The organism is Nocardia sp. SYP-A9097 (genome assembly GCF_009649815.1).
In the GTDB taxonomy this organism is placed as follows: Bacteria; Actinomycetota; Actinomycetes; order Mycobacteriales; family Mycobacteriaceae; genus Nocardia.
In genome coordinates this window covers 94239-115969 of record NZ_WJIC01000004.1, presented here as the reverse complement: position 1 = coordinate 115969, position 21731 = coordinate 94239, and the positions used below count along the sequence as shown (strand labels likewise).

Below are 21731 nucleotides of genomic sequence, written 5' to 3'. Positions count from 1 at the left end.
CCCGCATCTGCGATCACATGCCACAGCATCCCGTTAGTGCAGGTCGACGGAATTTCTGACGTCCCCGATGTCCGCCCAGCCCCACCGCGTCTGATGGTTCCCATGCTGTCGTGATGCCAAATTCGATGCCAGATCCTGGCGTTGACCCAGCGATCCACAGCGACGACAGCGTCTCCGACTTCGCGAATCCGCACTGGAAACGACCACTGCGACAAGGGGATCCGCTGTCGCCACCGTTCGTGGCTGTACAGCCCAGCCACACCGCACAGAACCCGCGTCACGTCCCTGTACCCCTGCTGGTCACGAGTTCATCACCACCGTGGAGCTCAGGGCGGAGTGATCGTGGCGTTCGGCTTGGCGCGAATTTGTCGTAGTGGCCTCCTAGATTGTTGCGCGAGTGGGACGCAATATTTTTGGGAGAGAGCATGACTCACGCGATGCCCATCGATTTCGATGAGGATGTCTGGCAGGTGCCCGCGGATTGGCCCGTTGCGCGCGGCCGGGCGTGCGGACCGGTGACGCCGCTGGATCCCGAGTTGGCGGCGAGGTGGGCCGCGTACTGCTCGGAGTCGGCGGCCTGGCTCGCGGCACAGGTGGACGAGCGGCACTCCGAGATTCGTCAGGCATGCGATGCCGCCGGGGATACGGCGCTCGGGGCGAGCGGTCTGGCGGCACTGGAATCCCCTGCCTCGGCGACCCCACTCGGTGCGGCTGTGCTCGTGCAGGTCTTGGCGAAGGGTCATAGCTCGTCCAACAGTGACGCCGCCGTCGCATCCAGCTGGGTCCACACCTACGGCCCGGTGTTCGCGGCCGAAGCCACTGTGCTGTTGGCCGATTCGAGTTGGACGCGTCACCCGGAAACGGAGGTCTACGGCCCGTACCCGCGGCGTCCCGACGACATCAGCGGTTCGATGTACACGCCGATCCTGTACCGGATGCGGCTGCATCTCTCGATGCTCCCCGAGGACACCTACCGCGCGGTGGTGGCCCGGCTCGGTGAACTGCGCGGTCCGGACGCGCACCCGGTCGCGCGGATCGCGACCTCGATACTCGCACCCACCGAGCAGCAGTGGGTCGATGCGGACATCCGCGACGCGACGCGCCCGGCGCGCCCGATCAATAACGCGTATCAGCTGCTGCTGATGTCGATCACCACCCGCGAGCAACTCGACGAACTGGTCGAGAAGGCCGGCCGGCCGACGTGGGGGCGTGCCCTCTCCGAGGGCGTCGCTCGACTGGGGGCCGACGCGGCCACCCTGCTGGATCAGCTCATCCGCGATGCTCGGCACGGCTGGGACCGGGGGTTTGCCGACATGCTGGCGCATCTCCCCTCCGACGAGGCGTTCTCCTTCCTGCTGTCCCATGTGAACCCACCCAGCATCTCGGCTCAAATACTCACGGCGATGGCGCTTTACCCGCGACGCGCGATGAGAGTGCTGGCCGGGCAGGAACAACCGGCAACCGTAGTGCGCGAGCTGCGCGACCGCTACGCCCGCACCCGCCCGGAACTCGCCGCCGAATTCGGAATTCCGGTGCCGCCGCGTGCGTGGGCGAATCTCGACACGCTCCCGGAACCGCTGCGGACGCCACTGCACGAGCAGCGAGTCACCCGGGTTGCCCGAGCCCGCCCGGCTGTCGGGTCCACGTTCGAACACCGGCCGGTCTCGCTGGACTGGCTGCCCGGCGAACAGGCGCGTTGGGCCGCGCACCATGATCAGCGGCGGTCGGTCAGCCGGGTCGGCAGTGCGGATGCGGCGGATTTCCTGCTGACGTTCGGGCCGAAGGTAGGCGATATCGACCCGACGATCCTGATGCCGTTCACCGGAACTCAGGTGACCACCTTGATGATCGGGTGGCTCAATGGGAAGAAACACCGCCTCACCGCTCTTCGCTGGTTCGATCGGCATATCGTCACGGCCGCACCGGATCTCATCGCTGCGATCCTCGACGTACCCGGCAAGTCCCGGACCGCCGCCGACAAGGCAGTACGTACGTTGGCCGATCGACACCGCGACACGCTGCTGGCGACGGCGATGGTGCTGGCGCCTGATGCGTTCGGGACCGTGACCACGATCGCGGACAGCTGGACTCCGCCGAAAGACATTCCCGCACCGCCGGATTGGCTACTGCTCGCGGGTCTGCCACCGATCGTGTTGCGGGACAGCGGCCTCGCGGTACCCGATGCGGCCGTGCACACGCTGGTCACCATGCTCGCGGTGGTCGAATCCCACGGCAAACACCCGAGCATCGCGCAACTCGCGGCGCTCACCGAACCGGACTCGCTGCGGGACTTCGCCTGGGGACTGTTCGAGGCGTGGATGTTCTCCGGGATGGCCGACGGTGGCATCTGGGTGATGCGAGCGCTGGCGCTGTTCGGTGACGACGAGACCGCCTGGCGGCTGGAACCGATCATCCGGTCCTGGTATTACAGCGCGGGTTCGCCCGCCGAGGCCGCGCTGCGGGTGCTGGTCGCCATCGACAGCGACGCCTCACTCACGGTGCTGCGCCGGATCTCGCAGCAGGCCAAGGCCAAGGCGTTCAAGAAGCACGCATCCGTGGCCGTCCGTCAGATCGCGGATGCGCGCGGCTTCACCGATGAGCAATTCGCCGACCGCCTGGTGCCGGACTTCGGGCTGGGCGAAACCGGCTCGCTGGTCATCGATTACGGCACCCGCGCGTTCCTGGTCCGGATCGATCAGCGGCTGAGTCCACTCGTCTTCGACGCCGTGCCTGACAGCCACGGCGGGTGGAGCGCAGCGGGCACCCGTAAGGTGCTGCCCCGGCCGACGGCCAAAGACGATCAGGACAAGGCCGTCTCGGCCTACCAGGCCCACACCGCCTTCAAGGAGATCTTGAAATCGACAGCGGCGACGCAGACCAAGCGGCTCGAGCTTGCCATGCTGTCGGGGCGACGCTGGTCCGGCGCGGAACAGCAGCGGTTGTTCATCGACCATCCAGTGCTGCAGCACCTGGCCCGCAGCCTTGTCTGGGTGGTGTTCGACGAGTCGGGCGCGGTCACCGGGTCGTTCCGGATCGCCGAGGACGGCAGTCGCGCCGACATCGACGACGAGGCCATGGAATTGGCCGATGACGCGCTCGTCGGTATCGCGCATCCCGTCCATCTGGGCGAGTCGGTAGCGGAGTGGGCGGGGCTGTTCGCCGACTACGAAATCCTCGCCCCCTTCCCGCAGTTGGATCGTCTGTGGTGGACGGCTGATTCACCGGGCTTCGACGATGTGCTGGATCGCCTCACCGATCGGAGTGTGCGCACGGGAACGGTGCTGGCCCTCAAGCGACTCGGTTGGCAGTGGGAGGGAGACGGTGGGAACGTCGTGACCCGCCTGTGGCGCTTGCTCGCGGACCGTGTCCACGCCGAAGTCACCGTCGAGCCCGGGCTGTGGCTGGGCAGGTTCCACGAGGACGAGAAGCAGACCATTACCCGCGCCACGGTGCACGGGGCGACCCTGCGGGAACTCGACCCGATCGTCGCGTCCGAATTGATTCGTGAACTGGGGATTCTGAGTTGAGCAACGCAATGACCGAGGCCGGGCCGCAGGACCTACCGGAGATCTTGGTGTCTCCACCGTGGGTGGGCAAGCGACCGAAACCCACGGTGATCGAGGTCGAGGCGGTGCATCGCCCGTATCGGTTGGCGTGGCTGCCCGGCGAACAGCAGCGGTGGGCCGATATTCCGCCCGCCCGCACCGGCACGACGAGCAGTGGCAGCGCGAAATCGAACGGCAGCTGCAGATTCCACACCGGTATCACGTGGTCGCGGCGCTCGCCGAGGCTCCCAAGCATCTGACGCGACTGCGGCAGTACCTGGGCGCTGTCACGCAGGCGGATTCGCGGCAGCCGATCCTCGGCGAGGTGATGTCCACGGGGCGGATTCTCGAACTGCGTTCCTTCGGGTGGGTGAAGTTGCACGGAGACGGCGGTCTCGACACTCAGCTCATGCGCACGCTGCCCGGCTGAGAAGTGGTCTGGCTGCCTGAAGGTGGTCAGCCAACGCGCTAGGCACGCTGACGTCGTCTTCACGATGAAGACCTACCGACATGTCTTGCCCGGCATGGACGAGGACGGCACTGCCCGCGCAGCCAGTTACATGCTGGGACGCCACGAAACCCCCCGGGACTGCAGCGCACCCCCTGAAACTAAGTTCGGCTAATGATGCCAAACGTGATGCCATATGAACGCGAAAACGGCCCGGAACCAGCTGGTTCCGGGCCGTTTTACCTAGTAGCGGGGACAGGATTTGAACCTGCGACCTCTGGGTTATGAGCCCAGCGAGCTACCGAGCTGCTCCACCCCGCGTCGGTGAACACAACATTACACACGGCTCATCGCCAGTACCAAATCGGCTGGTCAGGGGCTATTCGGCGGGTAACGAGTTCGATCTTGGCGAGCGATCCGACCATCCGGACGGTTGCGATACGGAGGAGTAGCACCGAAAAACCTCCACCTGGACGGCCGTTCAGGCCCGCGTGTCGCGCGAAACGCGCCCGAAACGTGACTGGAGTCACATTTTCACAGTGAGTTGAATCACATCACGGGCGTATAACAGACCGATCGGATTTACCAAATGCAGCATAGCCAACCTGCATGAATGCCATTTCTACTGTTATTCGCTTCATGCAATTCCGAAGTTATCAAGACGTGATCTGCCGAGATTTCCTCGTTATCGTCAGACATGGCCCGGATCAAACCCGTGATGGGCACCGCACCGAACCGCCGCACTCCGGAACCCTGTCCCGCGGTTTGGTACCCAGAGCTCCTGGGGACAGGGACACGGCTCAGCAAATCGGCCGCGTGGGTGGGCGCAGGGAGGGAAAACATCATGAAACAGAACCGGAAGATCAACTCCCGCACCCTCGGCCTCGTCGCCGTCACGGGCGCACTTGTTGCCGTCCCGTTCGGCTTCACCGCGACAGCCTCGGCAGCCCCCACCCACGACTGGGACGGCGTCGCCCAGTGTGAGAGCGGCGGCAACTGGGGAATCAACACCGGCAACGGCTACTACGGCGGCCTGCAGTTCTCGCAGGGCACCTGGGCCGCCAATGGCGGCACCGGCACCGCCAGCTCCGCCTCCAAGGCCGAGCAGATCCGCGTCGCCGAGAACGTGCTCGCCTCCCAGGGTGTCGGCGCCTGGCCCGTCTGCGGCCAGTACCTGCGCACCGGAGCCCCCGAGCCGGAGCCGGTCGTCGAACCGGCCCCCGTCGCACCCGCAGCCCCCGCCCCGCTCCCCAGCGACAAGCAGGCCCTCATCGATCAGGCCAAGGATGTCGCCGGCGGCCTCGCCGAGCAGTTCGGCGTCGAAGGCCAGTACCACCAGGTCCTCGACCAGAACGCCGCCCTCATCGAGTCCTGGGGCCGCTGACCCCCACACACTCCTTCCTCATACCGGAAGTAGCGAAAGGCGCTGCCGTCAACGTGGACGGCAGCGCCTTTTATTGTCGCTGGACGAAAGAAGAAGCGCCGCTGTCGATTTCGACGAGCGGCGCGCCCTCGGTGTTCAACCGGTATCAGCCACCGGCCTTTTCGTAGTTGTTCACCGCGTTCTGCAGTTGCTCGAGGGCCTTGCCCAGTTGGCCCAGGTCGCCGGACTTCTGGGCGTCCTGGACCGCCTTGAGGGCGTCGTCGAGTTGTTTGACGGCGGCGTCCTTGCCCGTTGCGGGCGGGGTCACCGTGCCCTGGTTATTGGGCGGTGCTGTGCCCTGGTTGTTAGGCGGAGCGGTGCCCTGATTCGGTTGGTCGGTGGCGGCGCTGCCGGTGCCGGGAAGGACCTGTTCGAGGGCCTCCTTGACCGTGGAGCCGTAGCCGACCTTGTCGCGGTAGCTGGCCAGGACCTTCACCAGCTGCGGGAAGGACGGCGTGTTCGGACCACCGGCATTGCGTTCCAGATACCAGGGTTCGACATAGAGGATGCCGCCCTCACCGACCGGGAGCGTCAGCAGATTGCCGTATTTGATCTTGTTGACATTGCCGCCGGTCAGCAGGTTCCGGTCCCTCGACACTTGATCATTGGTCGTCATGGACGTCTGTGTCTGACCCGGACCCGGTGTCTGTGAATCCGGTGGCAACTTCAAAACGGTTATCTTGCCGTAGTTCTCGGGATCCGAGTGCGCCTGGATGTAGGCGGACAGGAATTGTCGCTTGTACCCGACCATAACGCTGGTCAGGTTGAACGTCGCCTTGCCCGTCTTCGGATCACCGACCAGTACGTAGTACGGCGGCTGATGCATACCGCTGGCCGCGCCCTCCTGCGTCGGATCGTTCGGCACCGACCAGAAGGCGTTGTTGGTGAAGAACTCTCGCGGATCGTCCACGTGGTACTTCGCCAGCATTTCGCGCTGCACCTTGAACAGGTCCTCCGGATACCGGAAGTGTGCGCGCAGATCCGGGCTGATGGCGCTCTCCGGCTTGACCGCGTTCGGGAACACTCCGCTCCACGCCTTGAGCACCGGATCGGTCTTGTCCACCTCGTACAGGGTGACGGTGCCGTCGTACGCGTCGACGGTGGCCTTCACCGAGTTGCGGATGTACGAGACCTCCTTACGCGGCAGCAGTCGGCCGGTGGTCTGGTCGATGCTGTCCTCGACCACGCCGTCGAGGGAGGTGCGCTGGGCGTACGGGTAGTTGTCGAGCGTGGTGTACGCGTCGACGATCCACTGCATGCGACCGTCCACCACGGCCGGGTACACATCACCGTCGGCGGTCAGCCACGGCGCGACCTGGGTGACACGATCACGCGGATTGCGGTTGAAGATGATCTTCGAATCCGAACCGATCGCACCCGAGAACAGAATGTTCCGCTCGGCGTACTTGGCCGCGAACGCAAACCGGTTGAACCAGTTGCCGATCGAGACGCCGCCCGCACCCGTGTAGGTGTATTGATCTGTGGGAGTGTCGTATTCGCGCGGGGCCTGGTTGTTGCCGCCGACGATCGCGTAATCGGCATCGCCCTTGGAGATCAGCTCGCCGTAGTAGATGCGCGGCTGATCCAGCTTGATGGCTTCCTTGTCCTTCGGCGTGAACAGGTCACTCACCGTGGACTGATCGCCAACGGTGAACACCGGATAGCCGTAGCCGCCGCCGGAGTCACTGCCCGCCGCCGCCTGCGCCGCCTGGGTGTCCTTCGGCGGAGCCTGGTTCACCCGATTCGCCGGGGAGGCGACGAAACCATTGCCGTGCGTGTACACGGTGTGCTTGTTGATCCAGTCCGTCTGGTTGCCGGAGAGGTTCTGCGGCTGCAACTCTCGCGCGGCCACAATGTAATCGCTGACTTCACCATTGATGTTGTAGCGATCGATATCCAGCGGATCCGGGAAGCCGTAGAAGTTCTGCAGCTGCTGATTGCGCTGAATGAACGTCTGCGTCAACAGATTCGGATCGAGCAGGCGAATGTTCTTGACGGTGGATTGATCGGCCGGGACCGTGATCGGATCCTTGGTGGCCTCACCCTTGTAATTGGTGTATTCGACCTTGTCCGGCGTGAGCCCGTACGCATCACGCGTGGCCTCGATATTGCGCTGGATATACGCGCTCTCCTTGGTCGCCGCGTTCGGGCGCACCGAGAACTGCTCCACCAGCAGCGGCCACACCGCGCCGACCAGCACCGAGGACAGCACCAGCAGCGCCGCCGCCATGGCCGGAATCCGCAAGTCGCGCAATACGACTCCGGCGAAGAACGCCACCGCGCAGATCACCGCGATGGACAGCAGGATCAGCTTGGCGGGCAAGACCGCATTGATATCGGTGTACGAACCACCGGTGAAGGTCGGCTCCTTACGCGTACTCGACAGCAGCGCGTACCGGTCGAACCAGTACGCAATCGCCTTGAGCAGCACGAAGAGTCCGGCCAGCACGGCCAGCTGCACACGTGCCGCGGTGCTCAGCGTGCCCTCGCGACCCGCGAGGCGCAGACCACCGAAGACGTAGTGCGTCACCAGATTCGCGAAGAACGCGATCACCACGGCGACGAACAACCAGTTCAACACCATGCGATAGAACGGCAGATCGAAGGTGTAGAAGCCGATGTCCAGATGGAACTGCGGATCCTTCGCCCCGAACGAACCGCCGTGCAGGAACAGCTGCACCGTCGCCCAGCTGGACTGCGCCACCAGACCCGACAGCAGACCGATCAGCAGCGGAATCCCGATGCCGAACAAGCGCAGTCGACTCATGACGGTGGTGCGGTAGCGCGCGATCGGATCACCCGGTCCCGACACCGGTACGAACACCGGCCGGGAGCGGTACGCCAGTAGCAGCGACAGCCAGATGATCGCGCCGACCACCACCGCCACCACGAGGAAGAGTAGGAACCGGGTCAACAGCACCCGGTGGTAGACACCGCGGAAACCGACCTCGCCGAACCACAACCAGTTCGTATAAGCGTCGGTGAGCCGCGGCCCGACCAATAACAGTGCCGCCAGTACCAGTGCTGTTACCAGCAGCACTCGACTGCGACGTGACAGCGAAGGTAAGCCAGTCGGGGGGCGCATGCCCACGATGCCACTCTCCCAGGGTCCGGCAGGCCCGCCGGGAAAACCGGGCGGTGCACCGCAGTCCGATGATGCGAGTTGGTCCCAGGGGACCGTTCGCGCCCCACTCTACGTAAATCGCCCGCGATCCGGCCCAACACCCGGACTCGAGACTCCGACATCTCGATGCGAGGATTGTGTGGTGAACCCTGAGCAGTGGGCCGCATCCGCCCTGTACCGGTGCATCCGCGAAGTCGCCGAGTATGCCGACGGCGAAGGCTGGGACCGCCCGCCGCAGATGTTCGCCCTGGTACCGACCGTGGACCTGGTGGCTGCCGAACCTTCGCTGCTGGATCAAGTCGACGAAAAAGACGCCCTGACTCCCATTGCGCAGGAACCGTTCCCGGAAGACATCAACGGTGACCACCCGCGCGCACTCGACGAATTCCTGGCCACCACCAGCTGGCCGCTCGCCGTCGAAGGCTGCGTCCTGGTGCAGCAGATCGTCGTACTGCCTCCCGACGCCGAACAAACCCTCGACGACGCCATCGAACCGTTGCTCGCCGATCCCGACGCCGCCGACTCGGCCGCCCGCCAAGCCGCCGTCGCACACCCCGAACGCCGCGACGCCCGCCTCTTCGTAGGCGTCCTCCGCGACGGCACCTCACTGTCACTGCTCCAGGTCCGCCCCGCCGAACACGAGGAAGACCCCTTCGGCGACCTCGAACTCCGCACCGCCCCCAACCTCGCCCCAAACCTGGTCGAGGCCGTACGGCAGACCCTGGAGAACGAACCCGAGGACTGACCCGCCCCGCGGACCAGAACCCGAAAGACCAAGAGACACAAGGCAAAAGACTCAAAGACAAAAGACGCCAGGACAAGAAGAGCAAAGAACAAGACCAAAAGAAACAAGACGAGAAAAAAACAGGACAAAAACCCCACCACGACCTGGACGATTGATCACCGGGAACCCACCGTGGCCACCCACGGCGTGTCGCCCCGGTCAGTTCCCGGTGATCAATCGTCCAACCCCGCGCGGGTCTGTTTTGGTGTCTTTGTCTTTGGTCTTTGGGCTCGATAAGGCAACCATGGCCAGTCTTCCCGTCCAGAACGGGACGATCCGGGCATAGTCCGGTAGCTCGAGCCGGGTACGGCAGGCGACGCGCCCAGCGATACCTGCTTTGCCACGGAAATCGCAGGCACAAAATGCAACCGTCGCCGCATTGGGCGGCCCCAGTCCGCGATCCGATCCCAGGGCATACCCGTGATGCCCCAACCGATGTGCCGAGAGTGCACTCTGGGTGGTGTTTTGTCTTTTTCCCGCCACAGCTGCACATTCGCCCGCCATACCTGCACACTCGGCGAGCACCCTGCCGACCGGTAGGTGAAGGGGGCTAACTGCAGCTGGAGGTTTCCTTACCCGCGTCGATGTCATCGAGGGATTGGACTGCGCCGGCGAGGTTTTCGACCTTGACCAAGCGCAATCCGTCCGGGGTGCGCTGGGCGGCTTCGTTGCAGTTGGCGGCGGGGACCAGGAAGGTCTGTGCGCCTGCCTCGTGGGCGGCGATCATCTTGTATTGGATGCCGCCGATCGGACCGACCTTGCCGTCCGTGTCGATGGTGCCGGTGCCCGCGACGAACTTGTTGCCGCTGAGCTCGCCCGGGGTGAGCTTGTCGATCAGAGCCAGGGTGAACATGAGACCGGCCGAGGGGCCACCTATTTCGGCCAGATTGAAGTCGACTTGGAGTGGGCCGCTGGCGAATTCACCCGGGGTGATGCCGAGGTAGCCCTTGCCGGAGTCGTCCGGGCGTGCGCCCAGGGTGATCTCGGCGGTCTGTTCCGCGCCGTCACGGCGGAACACCACCGGAATCGCGCTACCGGGCTTGGCCGAGGACACCGCCGCCACCACATCCTTGGAGGTGGAGATCGGCTTACCGTCGACGGTCACCAATTCATCGCCCTTGCGCAGTACGTCCTTGGCGGGCCCGTCCTCGGTGACCGCACGCAACCGCACCACGGTCGGCATCTTCAGATAATGCAGGGCCGCCAATTCCGCATTGTCTTCGGAATCCTTGAAGTCCTGTTGATTGGATTTGTCTATCTCGTCACGCGACACCCCCGGCGGATAGACCTCGGCGCGCGGAACAAGACCGTGCTGACCATCCACCCACAGGCCCAATGCCTCGAAGATATTCAGCTGATCGCGAACGGAGACCGTCGTCATATTCAGATTGCCGGCGGTCGGATCGATGGGTGCTCCGCGCACCTCGACGACCTCTTTTCCATTCACTTCCCCCAGCGTATTGAACGTCGGCCCAGGTCCGAGCGCCACGAACGGGACGGTGACGACACTGCCGATGATTCCCAGCACCAGAATGGGGATCAGGGCGGCGAGCAGGGTGAATATCCGACGGTTCACGCGGCCAAGAGTACTGGTGATGGCTTCGATTGCCGCGTTCCGCTCGGCGGTTCGCCTCTTCGAAGGCTCCAGTACCGTAGATGTCATGAGTGATTTCCCGTTCGGATTCTCGAATCGCGACGACGACCCGGAGCGCAAGCCCGGCGACGAGTCCAGCGGTTCCGGTGCGAACAACCCGTTCGGACTCGGTGGTTCGGGCGGCGGCGGATTCGATCCCTCGCAACTCGGTCAGATGCTCAGTCAGCTGGGGCAGATGTTCACCAGCATGAGCCAGCCGGGCGGGGATTCCGGTCCGGTCAATTACGACCTCGCCAAGCGACTGGCCCGCCAGCAGCTCGGCGCGAGTATCACCCCGGTCACCGAGGGCGCACAGCGCGCGGTCGCCGATGCCTCACATCTGGCCGAGCTCTGGCTGGACCCGGTCACCACGCTGCCCGCGGGCGCGACCAAGACCGTGGCCTGGACCGCCAATGACTGGATCGAGGAGACGCTGCCGACCTGGAAGCGGCTGTGTGATCCAGTGGCGCAACAGGTCTCGGGCATGTGGACCGCGACCCTGCCCGCCGAGGCCAAGGAATTCGCCGCACCCATGATGGGCATGCTCGGGCAGATGGGCGGGCTCGCCTTCGGTTCGCAGCTCGGGTCGGCGCTGGGTCAGCTCGCCAAGGAGGTGCTGACCTCCACCGATATCGGCCTGCCGCTCGGCCCCGCCGGTACCGCGGCGCTCATGCCCGCGGCCATCTCCGAATTCAGTGCCGGACTGGAGCAGCCGGAGAGCGAGATCCTGGTCTACCTGGCCGCACGCGAGGCCGCGCATCAGCGACTGTTCGGGCATGTGCCGTGGTTGCGGCAGCAGGTGCTGGGCGCGGTCGAGGATTACGCGCGCGGCATCAAGATGGACTTCTCGGCCATCGAACAGGCCGCGGCCGGACTCGACCCGATGACTCTCGTCTCGGATCCGTCGAAGTTGGAGGAGCTGCTCTCGCAGGGCACCTTCGAACCGCAGACCACCCCGGAGCAGCAGGCCGCGCTGGATCGCCTGGAGACCCTGCTCGCCCTCATCGAAGGCTGGGTGGAGACCGTGGTGACCGATGCCGTCGGCGATCGGCTGCCCGGGGCGGGCGCGCTCGCCGAAACCCTGCGCCGCCGCCGCGCCACCGGTGGTCCGGCGGAACAGACCTTCGCCACCCTGGTCGGCCTGGAACTGCGCCCCCGCAAGGTGCGCGAAGCCGCCACTTTGTGGCGTCGGCTCACCACCGACGCCGGCATCGAGCAGCGCGACGGCGTCTGGGCGCACCCGGACCTGCTCCCCGACTCCTCGGATCTGGACACACCGGCCGGTTTCATCGATTCGGTACTCGGCGGCGGCACAACCGCTTTCGACGACCCGCTGGCGCAGTTGGCCGAAGTCGAGAAGCGGGAGCAGGCCGAGAAGGAGAAGGCCGCCGAGGCCGAGGACAAGCCGGTCGACACCGAGAAGAAGGACAAGCCCAGCGACGGCGAGGGCGACGCACCAGCCTCCTGACGAGTCGATTCGCCGTTGCGGCGGTGTGGATCTCGGCCGAAAGCATGCCGGGATGACGGGGTGAGGCGACGCGCAACCCCCTTTCGGTGACTTGTGGATAACCCTCGAAAGCGCTGGTGGTTAGGCGTTTTCGAGGGTTGTCGCGTTTTCGGGTGGGCGCAGACTTGGGGTATGACGACGCTTGCTCGTACTTATGGGCCGATGTTGCATCCTCGAATTACGGTGCTGGTGCGCCGGAATGGGGAGGTGCAGTTGGGGTGGGCACCCGGGGAGGCGATTGTGCTGCGGGTGCCGGGGCCGGTGGCGGCGATGCCCGCGCTGGTGCGGTTGCTGGACGGGGTGCGGCCGGAGGGGGAGATTCTTTGTGAGGCAAGGGCATTGGGGTTCAGTGACGAAAGCACGCGGGGACTACTCGAAGTTTTGGATGATGCCGGACTGCTGATCTGTGAAGAGGTGCCGACCCGTTTGCGGCATGTTCGGGTGCACGGGCGGGGGCCGCTGTCGGATGCCCTACTCGAAGGGTTGCGGCGAATCGGGTTGCGGGGCAGCCACTCCTATCCGGGGCATGCGCCGGGGACGCGGCTGGAGCGGCCGGATCTGGTGGTGCTGGCCGATGCGCTGGTGCCGGATCCGGCGCTGGTGGCCGAGCTCATGCGACGGCGCATTCCGCATCTGCAGGTGCGGATTCGGGACGGGCACGGGGTGATCGGGCCGCTGGTGTTGCCGGGTGAATCCAGTTGTCTGCGCTGCGCCGATCTGCTGCGCTGCGATCTCGAACCGGAGTGGCCGCATCTGAGCGCCCAATTACTGGGCAGGGCCGGGTACACCACCCCTGCCGGTATCGCCGCCGCGGCGGCACTGGCACTGCACGAGATCGACACCATCGCGCACGGCCCGGCCGAGTACGCACCGGCCGCGCTCAATGCCACCCTCGAATTGCATCTCGACCTCCCGCACCTCGATGTGCGGCCCTGGCCCGCGCATCCGCTCTGCGGTTGCCTGGACTCCACCGGACACCTCCCGGAGGACTCCGACGAACCGGCAATGAACGAAATCGACTCGGCCATCATCGATCCCGCCGCCCGCGGCGGTAGCGCACCGGAGTTGCTGTGACCGATACCACTAAACCCCTGGACCCGCGATTACATCCGATTCCCATGGCGAACCGTCTGGGACATCGGCATGATGGGAACGTGTCAGAGATTGTGAGCAAGCGCTCCTCCCGCAATGCCAAGTTGGCCAAGATTCCACTCGGTATCGCGGGACGGGCGGCCGTCGGTTTCGGCCGCAAACTTGCCGGGGGCGATAAGACCGAGATCAACGCGGAACTCAACCAGAAGGCCGCCGAACAATTGTTCGCGGTGCTGGGCGAACTCAAGGGTGGGGCCATGAAATTCGGGCAGGCGCTGTCCGTCTTCGAGGCGGCCGTGCCCGAGGAGTTCGGCGAGCATTACCGCGAGGCGCTCACAAAATTGCAGGCCGCGGCCCCGCCCATGCCGACCGTCGCCGTGCACCGGCAATTGGATCAGCAGCTGGGAACCGGTTGGCGGCAACGCTTCCGGGCCTTCGACGATGAGCCCACCGCCTCGGCCAGTATCGGCCAGGTACACAAGGCGGAGTGGTCGGACGGTCGCATTGTCGCGGTGAAGGTGCAGTACCCGGGGGCGGACGAGGCGCTGCGCGCCGATCTCAAGACCCTCAATCGCATGGCGGGCATGATGGGCGCGCTCATTCCGGGCGCGGACGTGAAACCCATTCTGGCCGAGATCAGCGAGCGCACCGAGGAGGAGCTCGACTACCGCATCGAGGGCGGGCATCAGCGTCAGTTCGCCAAGGCCTTCGACGGGCACCCGCGTTTCCTGGTCCCGAAGGTGATTGCCAGCGCGCCCAAGGTGATCGTCACCGAATGGCTGGACAATGCCACCCCGGTCTCGAAGGTCATCGCCGACGGCATGGCGGATCCGGCGGGCACCGTCGAACTCCGTAATCGGGTCGCCGCCATGATGGGCGAATTCCATTTCTCCGCACCGGCGATCGCGGGCCTGCTGCACGCCGATCCACATCCGGGCAATTTCATGGTCATACCGGACGGCCGGCTCGCGGTCATCGACTATGGCGCGTGCGCACCGCTGCCCAATGGTTTCCCGCCGGTACTGGGTCAAATGGTGGCGCTCGCGGTCGAGGAGCGCTTCGACGAACTCACCGAGTTGATGAACACCAATGGCTGGGTCGTTCCGGGAAAGAAGGTGACGCATCAGGAGATTCAGGACTACCTGCGCCCGTTCACCGATCCGATCAAGACCGAGACCTTCCACTTCACCCGTAAGTGGATGCAACGGGTAGCCGGTAAGGCCACCGATATCTCCGATCAGGAGATGCTGAAAACCGCTCGCGCCCTGCAACTCCCGGCCGAACACGTAATGATCTTCCGCGTACTGGGCGGTTCCATCGGCATCTGCGCCCAGCTCGATGCCGAACTACCGTTCATGAAGCTCATGCAGGACTGGGTGCCGGGCTACAAAGAGTACCGCACCGCCAGCTGAAAACCTTTGGGACGCACTGTGTCTCTACGCAAAACGACCCGCTTACCGAGAAGTAAGCGGGTCGTATGCGTTCTTTATCTCCCCCGGCGCTCAGGCCGATCATGCCACCGCGACCTTGCGCGGGCGGCCACGCGGGCGCTTACGGGCAATGACAACACCCTGATCGAAGATCTCGCCGCCCCAGACACCCCAGGGCTCGGCGCGATCGATGGCGGCGGACAGGCAGCCCTGCCGGATCGGGCACGCGGCGCACAGCGTCTTGGCCTCTTCCAGCTGAGCCGGGCTCTCGGCGAACCAGAGATCGGGGTTGCCGTCTCGGCAAGGTACGGACATAGTGGCGCCCCGGCGAATGCGGGGAGTCGAGGCCACGGTGTTGCGGCATGTCACGCGGTCACGGGTAACCGTGGTGGACACGTCGGTCTCCTTCTCGTGCAGCGGTCTGTCTTTAAAAAGACATTGCGGTGTGTGAAGCGAAACCGGTGCCGGGAAGGGCGGAGGCCGATAAAACTATGGCCACGGTTTCGCTTCGAGGCGATCCGTGGCCAGTTGGTCTGGGAGTTATCCCTTACCTGAGTCGACTCCTATGTCGGCTCTTGATCACGGTCGCGAGGTGGATGTTGCGGGGGCGGCGGGCTGCCGGCAGCGGATGCACCGGATTGACTCCGGCTTCCGCTGCGAAGGCGTCGGTAGCCATATATGCGACTGCCGGGTGCCAGCTGCCCTCGGGCTTGTCCTGCTTCATGACGATCTGCTCTGCCGCTTGGGTTTTGGTTGCAAAACCCTGAAGACCAAGATCACCAACGAAGCTGGACAGACGAATCCCCTGCGTAGCGAGGATCCCCCGGGAGGCCGACATGACAGAGACGCATGCAACCGTCGCCAAATCACCGGACATTGTCCGGACAGATGCGGTGTTCACGATGCCGTTCATTGGTCTGCCTCCCTCCTGCTCTCGTAGCCGATAAGTACCCATGCGCGCCGGGATTCCTCCCGTGTGCATGAAACCACCCTAAGTAGATATACCGATGCGCACAACCTATTTTTGACCAGCAGTTTTGCGGTCTTGCGCGCGATCGTCGAGAAGGGAAGTGTGACAAGCCGTTCCGGGCGAATCAGACATTCCCGAGCGAATCAGTCGTTCCGGCGCGAGCGGACGATGGCCAGCACATCGGCCCCGTAGGTCTGTAGCTTCTTCGCGCCGATCCCCGGGATGGACACCAGCGCACGATCATCGGCGGGCCGCTGTTCGGCGATCGCGGTCAGCGTCGTATCGCTGAACACCACGAAATGCGGTAGCGACAGCTCCTCCGCCTTGTCCCTACGCCAATCCTGAAGTGCGGCAAGCAACCCGGCATCCACGTCCGCCGGACAGCGGGTGCAGCGACCGAGCATGGTGGCCTGGGTATTGAGCAGTGGCCGACCGCAGACCCGGCAGGTGGGGTGCACGCGTTTGGGCCCGCGGCGATCGGTGGTGCTCGGCGCGATGCGCGAGGCCGGGGAATCGTCGGGGACCAGGCCGATGAGGAAGCGGGAGCGGCGGCGCACCTTGCGACCACCCTCGGAACGTGCCAGCGCCCAGGACAATTGGAGATGCTCGCGGGCGCGCGTCACACCGACATAGAGCAGCCTGCGTTCCTCCTCGAGAGCCGCCTCGTCGGTGACCGCGCCGTCATGGCCGAGCACATGCTGAATGGGCAGGGTGCCGTCGGCCAGGCCGACCAGGAATACCGCATCCCACTCCAGTCCCTTGGCCGCGTGCAGCGACGCCAAGGTGACGCCCTGCACGGTCGGTGGGTGCCGGGCCTCGGCGCGGGCGGCGAGCTCGCGCAGCAGTCCGCCGAAGTCGAGTTCGGGTTCGTGCGTACCGAGCTCCTCGGTGAGATTGACCAGGGCTATGAGCGCGGACCAGCGTTCGCGAGCCTGACCGCCGACAGGTTCTTCGGCGGTCAGGCCGATGCGGGCCAGTACGGCCCGCACCATATTGACCAGCTCCGTGCCACGGGCATCGGGCAGATCATCGCGGGCCGCGGCCTGGCGTAGCGCCTGCACCGCCTGGCGCACATCGGTGCGGTTGAAGAAGCCCTCACCGCCGCGCACCTGGTACGCGACACCCGCCTCGGTGAGTGCCTGCTCGTACGCCTCGGACTGGGCATTGATGCGGTACAGGATCGAGATCTCGGCGGCGGGCACACCCTTGCCGAGCAGGGTGGTGACGGCTTTCGCGACGGCCGCGGCCTCGGCGGGCTCATCGTCGTATTCGGCGAAGGACGGCTCCGGACCGTCGGGCCGCTGGCCTATGAGCTGTAGGCGGGTGCCCGCGATGCGGCCGCGCGCCGCGCCGATCACCCGATTGGCGAGCGAGACGACCTGCGGGGTGGAGCGGTAGTCACGCTCGAGCCGGATCACGGTGGCATCGGGGAAGCGCCGCGAAAAGTCCAGCAGGAAGGCCGGACTCGCGCCGGTGAAGGAGTAGATGGTCTGGTTGGCGTCACCGACCACGGTCAGATCGTCGCGCTCACCCAGCCAGGCATCGAGCACCCGCTGTTGCAGCGGGGTGACGTCCTGATATTCGTCGACCACGAAACTGCGGTAGCGGCCACGGAACTCCTCCGCGACGGAGGTGTAGTCCTCCAGCGCGGCGGCGGTGTGCAGCAGTAGATCGTCGAAATCCAGCCACAGCCCCTCGGCGGTGGTCTTGAGCGATTCGTAGCCGGAGTACACGGCCGCGACCTTCGACGCCTCGAATGGCGCGTCGCGCTGTAGCCGTGCGACGGCGGTGGCGTAATCCTCCGGTGCGATGAGTGAGCCCTTGGCCCATTCGATTTCGCTGGTCAGATCGCGCAGCGTATCGGTATCGGTGGCAAGTCCGGCGCGCCCGGCGGCCTGCGCCACGATGGGGAACTTCCGGTCGAGCAGCCGCCACGGCACATCCCCGACCACCTGCGGCCAGAAGTACTTCAGCTGCCGCAGCGCGGCGGCGTGGAAGGTGCGGGCCTGTACCTGCCCGGCCTCGCCGCCCAGTCCCAGCGCCCGCAGCCGGCTCCGCAGCTCCCCCGCCGCGCGCGCGGTGAAGGTCACCGCCAGCACCTGATCGGCTCGTACATGGCCGGCCGACACCAGATGCCCGATGCGGTGCGTAATGGTCCGGGTCTTGCCCGTTCCCGCACCGGCCAGCACACAGACCGGACCGCGCGGTGCGCGCACGGCCGCCGCCTGCTCGGCATCGAGCTCGTCGAGCCGGAGCTTCTGGGTCGCGGCGGCAGTCACGCGCTCCATCATGTCAGTGCCCTCCGACAACCCGTCCGCCGCTGGCGTGAACAGCCGGCGCGGCCTCCGAGCGGTGCGAGCTTTGTCGGGGTCGGCGCGCCGTCGTGGTCGATGAGGTGCCGGCAGACCCGTTCCGGGAAATCACGCTCGGTCGCGGAGGCGGCGTAGGGCGTTGGCGAAGGCGGGGGTTCGTTCTCCCAATGGGCCGAAGAATTCGCAGTCGCAGGATTCGACCGCGGCTATGGCCCGGTTCACCAGGGCCGCACCGGTTTTCGTCGGCACCAGGGATTTGGCGCGGCGGTCGGACGGGTGGTCTCGGCGTTCGACGAGACCCTTCTGTTCCAGGGCGCGCAGCACCTGCGAAGTCATCATCGGATCGGTCGCGGCATGGGCGGCGATATCGCGCTGCATGACCGGTTCGTCGCCGGATTTTCCGGTGAGCCAGGTGAGCGAGGCCAGCAGGACGAATTGCACATGGGTCAGATCGAACGGTGCGAGGGCGGCGCGCTGAGCCGCCTGCCAGCGGTTGGTCACCTGCCAGAGCAAGAGGCCGGGGCTCTCGTCGGCATCGTCGAAACCGGTGTGCAGCGCACCGGTCATACCCGCACCGCCTCGGCGGCGGCGACCAGTGCGTTCAGGTCGGGCTGGGCGGATTTGGCGAGATCGGCACCCATGATCTTGGTCCAGAACCAGCGCAGTGGACCGTCGATGGAGACCTGAATCGAGACGGTGGTGTGCTCGGCCCGGCTGACGGTGTGGGCGAAGGTGAGTCGCGCGCCGATGAGTTTGGAGACGTCCACGAATTCGGTATCGGTGAGCTTCTCGACCACGAATCCGACCTTGGGGCCGCCCTTGGGCTTGAGGGTTCCGGTCGCGCCCTGGACGAAGGGGCCGTCGAGCTTGACCCATTCGGTGTCCTGGTTCCACTCCGGCCAGGTGGCCATATCGCCCCACTTCTCGAAGAAGGCGGCGGGAGCGGCGGCGGAGGTGGCGGTGGCTGCTGCGATCATGTTCATGGATTTAGTATGCGCGCATACTAAATCTCCGTCAACCCCTGATCGTGAACTAGCGGGGGAACACGATCGGAGACGGTCGTGTTACACACCCCGTGACTGCAACTGACCTGACGATGTACTCGACGACCTGGTGTGGCTACTGCCGCCGTCTCCGGACCCAACTCGACGAGGCGGGCATCACCTACACGGTGATCGATATCGAAGAGAATCCGGATGCCGCCGAATTCGTGGGCAGCGTCAACAATGGCAACCATGTGGTGCCGACCATCAAGTACAGCGATGGGTCGACCGCCACGAATCCCAGTCTGGTGCAGGTCAAGAAGGCTCTCGCCAGTATCAGCTGAGTAGCCCGAGAACGAAACAGCCGCACATCCGATGGATGTGCGGCTTGTTGTGGTTCCCGAATCAGCCTTCGGCGGCCCAGGATTCGACAATCGTGCGAGCGATCGAGATGGAGCCCGGAAGCAGCAGGCGCGCATCGGTTTTCGCACCCCACGCGCCCGCGGCCAGCGCCTCGCGCACCTCGGCGCGGGTGAACCAGTGCGCCTCGGCGATCTCACCGTCGTGGAAGGTCACCGGCTGTTCCGGATCGGCGATAGCGGCGAAACCCAGCATGAGTGAGCGCGGGAACGGCCAGGGCTGGCTGCCCAGGTAGCGGATATCGGTGACATCGACGCCGACCTCCTCGCGCAGTTCGCGTTCGACGCAGCGCTCCAGGGACTCCCCCGCCTCGACGAATCCGGCGAGCAGCGAGAACAAACCCTCGGGCCAGGTGTGCTGACGGGCCAGCAGAACACGGTCGCCGCCGTCGTGGATGAGGCAGATGATGGCCGGGTCGATGCGCGGGAATTCCTCATGACCGGATTCACTGGTGCGGGACCAGCCGCCCGCGGTGACGGTGGTGGGCGTGCCGTCGACGGCGTTGAAACCGGCTTTGTCATGCCAGTTCAGCAGCGCGATGGCGGTGGAGAGCAGGCCGGTGCCGAAATCGTCGAGTTCCAGGGTGGTGCCGTAGGCGCGCAGGTCGGCGAGGGTGCCGTCGATATCGTTGTCGCGCACGGCCCACAGGTGGATTTCGTCCTGTACACCGAGGAAGACCGCGTTCGGGGCCGGTTCGGCGGCGAGCGTGGCGGTGGATTCCAGAATCACCGTGCCGCCGTCCACCCGCACCTGCCCGCGCTTGTTCATCCGTAGCAGCTTGGCCTGTGCCCAACCCTCTTTCAGAGCCTGCTCATCGGCGCGCAGATGCTCCGCCCGATCGAGTGTGGTGCGAGACAGGACCGGAACCGCGTTCAGCTGAAAAGACACATACCGAGACTAGACGTATCAGGTTGCGGGACATGCCATTGCCGATCAGGAGGCGAGAGATCAGCCCTGTACGCGGCGGAGGTAGAGGAGTTTGTCGCCGGTCTCGAGGGCATCGGTCTCCGGATCGCCGACACGGATGAGGGTGCCGCCGCGGACCACGCCCAGCACGATGTCCCGCAGGTGGCGGGGTGAGCCGCCGATCTCTTCGGGCTCCACATCGCGTTCGGAGATGGCGAATCCGGCTTCGGGGGTGAGCAGGTCCTCGATCATGTCGACCACGCTCGGGGTGGTGGTGGCGATGCCGAGCAGGCGGCCCGCGGTCTCGGAGGAGACGACCACCGAATCCGCGCCGGATTGCCGCAGCAGATGGGTGTTCTCGGCCTCGCGGACGGCGGCGGAGATGCGCGCCTTGGGGTTGATCTCGCGGGCGGTGAGGGTGACCAGGACGGCGGTGTCATCGCGATTGGCGGCGACGACGATGGCGGAGGCGTGCGCGACACCGGCCAGACGCAGGACATCGGATCGGGTGGCCGAGCCGTGCACCGTCACCAGGCCCGCATTGGCGGCGGCCTCGAGGACCTGCGGGTCGGTATCCACCACCACGATGTCGCCGGGTTGCACGCCGTCACCGAGCATGGCGTCGATCGCGGTGCGGCCCTTGGTGCCGTAGCCGACGACCACGGTGTGATTGCGCACGCTGTGCCTCCATCGCTGAATCTTGAAAGCCTGCCGGGATCGTTCGGTGAGCACGGCGAGGGTGGTGCCGACCAACACGATGAGGAAGAGGATCCGCAGCGGGGTCACCACCAGGATATTGATGAGCCGCGCGGTGGGGGTGACCGGCGTGATGTCGCCATAACCGGTGGTGGAGAGCGAAACCGTCGCATAGTAGGCGGCATCGAGCAGCGACATGTGTTCGCGGGCATTGTCGTGATAGCCGTCGCGGCCGAAATACACCACTCCGGTGGCGACCGCCAGCAGCAGCACCGCCATGGCGAGCCGGCGCACCAGGGCCTGCCAGGGACTGGCCTGTTCGGTCGGGATGCGCAGAATGCCCACCAGGGCGAAGTCGGGCCGGTCGGTGAGCCGGGCCAAACCCCGTGAGGATTCACCGAACACGGGAATCACCGGCCATTTCGGGGACGTCTTGCTGCGGCACGGACCGGAGCGTA

General features: G+C 65.4%; 17 protein-coding genes and 1 tRNA gene. 8 read left to right on the top strand and 10 right to left on the bottom strand.

Annotated features, from left to right (window positions below):
* Window positions 1-425 precede the first annotated feature (425 nt).
* Window positions 426-3527, top strand: a complete 3102-nt coding sequence (locus GFY24_RS10585; RefSeq protein ID WP_153804835.1) for a DUF4132 domain-containing protein — start codon at window positions 426-428, stop codon at window positions 3525-3527.
* Between the two features lie 127 nt (window positions 3528-3654).
* Complete coding sequence (locus GFY24_RS10580) at window positions 3655-3975, top strand: hypothetical protein (protein WP_153804834.1); 321 nt, start codon at window positions 3655-3657, stop codon at window positions 3973-3975.
* A 265-nt stretch (window positions 3976-4240) separates the two neighbouring features.
* Here the strand turns inward: GFY24_RS10580 and GFY24_RS10575 are convergent.
* Window positions 4241-4314: transfer RNA gene (locus tag GFY24_RS10575), tRNA-Met, on the bottom strand.
* A 523-nt stretch (window positions 4315-4837) separates the two neighbouring features.
* Between GFY24_RS10575 and GFY24_RS10570 the strand changes: the two genes are divergently transcribed.
* Window positions 4838-5377 carry a transglycosylase family protein gene (locus GFY24_RS10570; RefSeq protein ID WP_153804833.1) on the top strand — a complete coding sequence of 180 codons (540 nt, stop codon included), beginning with the start codon at window positions 4838-4840 and terminating at the stop codon, window positions 5375-5377.
* Between the two features lie 145 nt (window positions 5378-5522).
* Here the strand turns inward: GFY24_RS10570 and GFY24_RS10565 are convergent, their stop codons facing one another.
* A complete protein-coding gene (locus GFY24_RS10565; RefSeq protein ID WP_309230707.1) occupies window positions 5523-8507 on the bottom strand; it encodes a UPF0182 family protein in 2985 nt (994 codons plus the stop codon).
* A gap of 175 nt (window positions 8508-8682) precedes the next feature.
* Between GFY24_RS10565 and GFY24_RS10560 the strand changes: the two genes are divergently transcribed.
* On the top strand, window positions 8683-9285 hold the full coding sequence (locus tag GFY24_RS10560) for a PPA1309 family protein (RefSeq protein ID WP_309230706.1): 603 nt from the start codon (window positions 8683-8685) through the stop codon (window positions 9283-9285).
* 589 nt (window positions 9286-9874) lie between these two features.
* Here GFY24_RS10560 and GFY24_RS10555 read toward each other — a convergent pair.
* Window positions 9875-10900, bottom strand: a complete 1026-nt coding sequence (locus GFY24_RS10555) for a PDZ domain-containing protein (protein WP_309230705.1) — start codon at window positions 10898-10900, stop codon at window positions 9875-9877.
* 85 nt (window positions 10901-10985) lie between these two features.
* Between GFY24_RS10555 and GFY24_RS10550 the strand changes: the two genes are divergently transcribed.
* The 3 genes from GFY24_RS10550 to GFY24_RS10540 all read left to right on the top strand — a co-directional run bounded on the left by GFY24_RS10550 (window position 10986) and on the right by GFY24_RS10540 (window position 14968).
* On the top strand, window positions 10986-12425 hold the full coding sequence (locus tag GFY24_RS10550; RefSeq protein WP_153804830.1) for a zinc-dependent metalloprotease: 1440 nt from the start codon (window positions 10986-10988) through the stop codon (window positions 12423-12425).
* 171 nt (window positions 12426-12596) lie between these two features.
* Window positions 12597-13538 carry a TOMM precursor leader peptide-binding protein gene (locus tag GFY24_RS10545; RefSeq protein WP_153804829.1) on the top strand — a complete coding sequence of 314 codons (942 nt, stop codon included), beginning with the start codon at window positions 12597-12599 and terminating at the stop codon, window positions 13536-13538.
* A 44-nt stretch (window positions 13539-13582) separates the two neighbouring features.
* Complete coding sequence (locus GFY24_RS10540; RefSeq protein ID WP_153805169.1) at window positions 13583-14968, top strand: AarF/ABC1/UbiB kinase family protein; 1386 nt, start codon at window positions 13583-13585, stop codon at window positions 14966-14968.
* A 99-nt stretch (window positions 14969-15067) separates the two neighbouring features.
* Here the strand turns inward: GFY24_RS10540 and GFY24_RS10535 are convergent, their stop codons facing one another.
* The 5 genes from GFY24_RS10535 to GFY24_RS10515 all read right to left on the bottom strand — a co-directional run bounded on the left by GFY24_RS10535 (window position 15068) and on the right by GFY24_RS10515 (window position 19251).
* Complete coding sequence (locus GFY24_RS10535; protein ID WP_375336031.1) at window positions 15068-15319, bottom strand: WhiB family transcriptional regulator; 252 nt, start codon at window positions 15317-15319, stop codon at window positions 15068-15070.
* Window positions 15320-15533: 214 nt separating this feature from the next.
* A complete protein-coding gene (locus GFY24_RS10530) occupies window positions 15534-15899 on the bottom strand; it encodes a hypothetical protein (protein WP_153804828.1) in 366 nt (121 codons plus the stop codon).
* Window positions 15900-16099: 200 nt separating this feature from the next.
* The gene (locus tag GFY24_RS10525) at window positions 16100-18244 is read right to left on the bottom strand and encodes an ATP-dependent DNA helicase UvrD2 (RefSeq protein ID WP_153805168.1); all 2145 of its coding nucleotides are present in this window, start codon (window positions 18242-18244) and stop codon (window positions 16100-16102) included.
* Window positions 18245-18376: 132 nt separating this feature from the next.
* Entirely contained in the window at window positions 18377-18835 is a 459-nt protein-coding gene (locus tag GFY24_RS10520; RefSeq protein ID WP_153804827.1) for a MarR family winged helix-turn-helix transcriptional regulator, read from the bottom strand.
* Window positions 18832-19251: a hypothetical protein gene (locus GFY24_RS10515; protein ID WP_153804826.1), complete on the bottom strand. Its 420-nt coding sequence runs from the start codon at window positions 19249-19251 to the stop codon at window positions 18832-18834. The genes GFY24_RS10520 and GFY24_RS10515 overlap by 4 nt, the downstream gene beginning before the upstream one ends.
* A 92-nt stretch (window positions 19252-19343) precedes the next feature.
* Here GFY24_RS10515 and GFY24_RS10510 point away from each other — a divergent pair, with 92 nt between their 5' ends.
* Entirely contained in the window at window positions 19344-19595 is a 252-nt protein-coding gene (locus GFY24_RS10510) for a mycoredoxin (protein WP_309230704.1), read from the top strand.
* 61 nt (window positions 19596-19656) lie between these two features.
* Here the strand turns inward: GFY24_RS10510 and nudC are convergent, their stop codons facing one another.
* Both nudC and GFY24_RS10500 read right to left on the bottom strand, forming a co-directional pair.
* Complete coding sequence (nudC, locus tag GFY24_RS10505; RefSeq protein ID WP_309230703.1) at window positions 19657-20559, bottom strand: NAD(+) diphosphatase; 903 nt, start codon at window positions 20557-20559, stop codon at window positions 19657-19659.
* Window positions 20560-20619: 60 nt separating this feature from the next.
* The gene (locus tag GFY24_RS10500) at window positions 20620-21687 is read right to left on the bottom strand and encodes a potassium channel family protein (RefSeq protein WP_309230702.1); all 1068 of its coding nucleotides are present in this window, start codon (window positions 21685-21687) and stop codon (window positions 20620-20622) included.
* Window positions 21688-21731 lie beyond the last annotated feature (44 nt).

Excerpts from the sequence above, each read along its gene's own strand:
- GFY24_RS10550 (WP_153804830.1), top strand. The coding sequence starts at position 10,986 with ATGAGTGATTTCCCGTTCGGATTCTCGAATCGCGACGACGACCCGGAG.
- GFY24_RS10520 (WP_153804827.1), bottom strand. The coding sequence starts at position 18,835 with ATGACCGGTGCGCTGCACACCGGTTTCGACGATGCCGACGAGAGCCCC.
- GFY24_RS10515 (WP_153804826.1), bottom strand. The coding sequence starts at position 19,251 with ATGAACATGATCGCAGCAGCCACCGCCACCTCCGCCGCCGCTCCCGCC.
- GFY24_RS10540 (WP_153805169.1), top strand. The coding sequence starts at position 13,583 with ATGGCGAACCGTCTGGGACATCGGCATGATGGGAACGTGTCAGAGATT.
- GFY24_RS10525 (WP_153805168.1), bottom strand. The coding sequence starts at position 18,244 with ATGGAGCGCGTGACTGCCGCCGCGACCCAGAAGCTCCGGCTCGACGAG.
- GFY24_RS10585 (WP_153804835.1), top strand. The coding sequence starts at position 426 with ATGACTCACGCGATGCCCATCGATTTCGATGAGGATGTCTGGCAGGTG.
- GFY24_RS10570 (WP_153804833.1), top strand. The coding sequence starts at position 4,838 with ATGAAACAGAACCGGAAGATCAACTCCCGCACCCTCGGCCTCGTCGCC.
- GFY24_RS10545 (WP_153804829.1), top strand. The coding sequence starts at position 12,597 with ATGACGACGCTTGCTCGTACTTATGGGCCGATGTTGCATCCTCGAATT.
- GFY24_RS10530 (WP_153804828.1), bottom strand. The coding sequence starts at position 15,899 with ATGAACGGCATCGTGAACACCGCATCTGTCCGGACAATGTCCGGTGAT.